Consider the following 2599-nt stretch of genomic DNA (forward strand, 5'->3'; position numbering starts at 1 on the left):
GTGATTATTTGATTAAGGAATTAAATAATTTAATTCGTTTAAATCATAAAATAAAGAATAAAGAAAAAATCATGCAAGAATATGATTATAAAGAACATGATATTCTAAATTTTAAGAGGATGTCAGCATATATCAATGATTATGGTGATGTTAAAAAAGTACCAACTGATGATATGGGTATGGAAATTAAAAGTTTTGATGACACTATAAATACATTATCTAGTGCAATGGATGATATATACTTTAATATAGAAGAATAAAATAATGTATGCTGTATTGAAAGATATTATTTATAATAAAGCACATCTAAGTGGTGTATATTTATCTCCGCATAACAGTAAAAATTGTTTTATTCTTAAGGAAAATAGCCCAAATGCTAAATGCAAAGAGGTTAATCTTGTAGGTTTTGAATCAGCAGATGCAACCTTTGGTTTTAAATTAGATATGAAAGGGACAACAAAAATAAGTCCTTATTTTGAAAATAAAAAAGGCTTAGATAAAGGAAATGACGGTATTGTTTTTACAACTATAGCTAATAAAAGATATGTTTTTATATGTGAATTAAAAGATGGTGGAAGAGGGCATATTGCCCAATTTAAAAGTACGAGCTGTTTTATTGATTATTTAAAATCCATTTTAAAACAATTTCATCATATTGATACAAGTGACCTTATTTTTAAATATATTGTTTTCTCTAAAGATGGTAGAGTATCTCAAAATACCTCAGGTAGGTATATTTCACGTAATATTGATGGATTAGACGTATTTAATATGCAATGCTGTAGTAAAGCTGAATACTATATAGAAAGCTTTATATAGCTTGATAATATGGAACAAAAATTTAAGTGATAAATTATGCCCTCAACATTTTAGAAACCTCCAACCTCTTTATCACAGGAGGTGCGGGATCGGGGAAAACGACCCTCACCCGCGCGCTCATAGATGATGCCGTGCAAAAGGGACAATCAGTTGCCCGTCTCGCCTCGACGGGAATGGCGGCAACACTGATCGGGGGGCAGACACTCCACAGTTTTTTCGATCTTGGGATCGCGAATTCTCAGGAAGAATTAGAACGCAATGGCAAACTAGACCCCTCCAAAAAAATCATTAAACTGATCAGGACGATGCAGATTATCGTCATCGATGAGATTTCGATGGTGGGTGCGCCACTGCTCGATATGATACGCCTTCGACTTCTTCAAGCCGAATTTAGCGGACAAGTCATCGTGGTAGGGGATTTTTTACAGCTTCCTCCCGTGACGCGCGGGAATGAACCAATCTATTTCGCCTTCGAATCCCCCTCATGGGAACGGTTGGGATTTGAAACGCTCCATTTGGAGGGCTCATACCGCACCCACGAGGCGGAGTTTTTGAGCCTACTCGAAAAAGTACGTCATGCCCGTCTCGATGAGGAAGCGCATCATGCTCTTGAAGCACTGGTTAAACCGTTGAGTGAGGATATGTCTACGATGACACTGCTTTTTGGTAAAAACATCAGCGCACAGAATCATAACCGCTCTCAGCTGGAACACCTAAACGGCGAGATCATCGAGGTAGAGAGTTATGTAAGGGTCCATGATAAAAAGATGCAAGAGCGTGATATCGAGCGGTTTATGATTGAGAGCCGAATCGAGCCGATATTGGCGCTCAAAGTCGGAGCACCGATCCTCTTTACCCGCAATGCGTGGAACTATTATAACGGGGAACGGGGGATGATTACTTCCATCGAACCTGATGTAATTTGGGTCAAAAAAGCCGATGGTGTAAGTGTGAAAGTAGAGCGTGTCGATACGACCAAAACGAGATGGATTGAAAAAGGCTCTTCCGCTACCGAAGAGAAACTCATCACCCTCAGTCAGTTTCCAATCACATTAGCTTTTGCTATTACGATCCATAAATCACAGGGGATGAGTTTGGCGGATTACGTCATCGAAACCAACGAAATTTTCGCCCCTTCACAGTTTTATGTCGCACTATCGCGTTCGGTGTCTGCTCATCGTGTGACACTGATCCGTCCGAATCGTGGATGGGAAAAACTCTGTTTTGTCCACCCGAAGGCGAAAGCATTTTCGCGTCATTCCCGCGAAGGTGGGAATCGAGCTTTCTAATAGGGGGATGGATCCCCGGATCAAGTCCGAGGATGACAGGATTATTGTTTTATCTTAGAAAACGCTGCTCCGATGATGACTTGATAAGAGAACATCGTACTGAACACTGCCGCGAGTAATGCAACCGCCACCATCATATACATCACGGCGAGCTGATAGGAGATCGCACTCAGCGGATCGGCACCCGCGAGGAGCATCCCTGTCGTGATGCCGGGGATATGGATTATCCCCACCGTCTGGAGCATATTGAGGGTTGGGATCATCGAGGCTTTTACAGAGGCTTTTGAGGCAAAGCTAAGTGCCTCTTTAAGCGGCGCACCCAGTGCCACCATCCCCTCGATCGTCTCAATCGTATTTTTCACTTCCGCGCGGAACCGCTCAGTGCTTTGGGTGTAGACGTTGAGGGCATTTCCGATAATCATCCCTCCGATGGGGATCATCTCATGGGGAACCATATGGATCACCCCAAACGCCATCATCGATAAAAAGAC

Annotated in this window: 4 protein-coding genes; 3 read left to right on the forward strand and 1 reads right to left on the reverse strand. The window is 41.8% G+C overall.

Annotated elements, in window-relative coordinates; translation table 11 throughout:
- From WA010_RS08355 to WA010_RS08365, 3 genes are all read left to right on the forward strand, one after another.
- Positions 1-260: hypothetical protein (locus WA010_RS08355; protein ID WP_422556670.1), on the forward strand; the 260-nt coding region annotated here is incomplete at its 5' end.
- 4 nt (positions 261-264) lie between these two features.
- Complete coding sequence (locus WA010_RS08360) at positions 265-819, forward strand: hypothetical protein (RefSeq protein ID WP_422556671.1); 555 nt, start codon at positions 265-267, stop codon at positions 817-819.
- 26 nt (positions 820-845) lie between these two features.
- The gene (locus WA010_RS08365) at positions 846-2108 is read left to right on the forward strand and encodes an ATP-dependent DNA helicase (RefSeq protein ID WP_422556672.1); all 1263 of its coding nucleotides are present in this window, start codon (positions 846-848) and stop codon (positions 2106-2108) included.
- Between the two features lie 41 nt (positions 2109-2149).
- On the opposite strand, the gene WA010_RS08370 is transcribed toward WA010_RS08365, so the two are convergent.
- On the reverse strand, positions 2150-2599 hold a 450-nt coding region (locus tag WA010_RS08370; RefSeq protein WP_422556673.1), incomplete at its 5' end, for an ABC transporter permease.

It is taken from the genome of Sulfuricurvum sp. (assembly GCF_049305995.1).
Taxonomy (GTDB): domain Bacteria; phylum Campylobacterota; class Campylobacteria; order Campylobacterales; family Sulfurimonadaceae; genus Sulfuricurvum.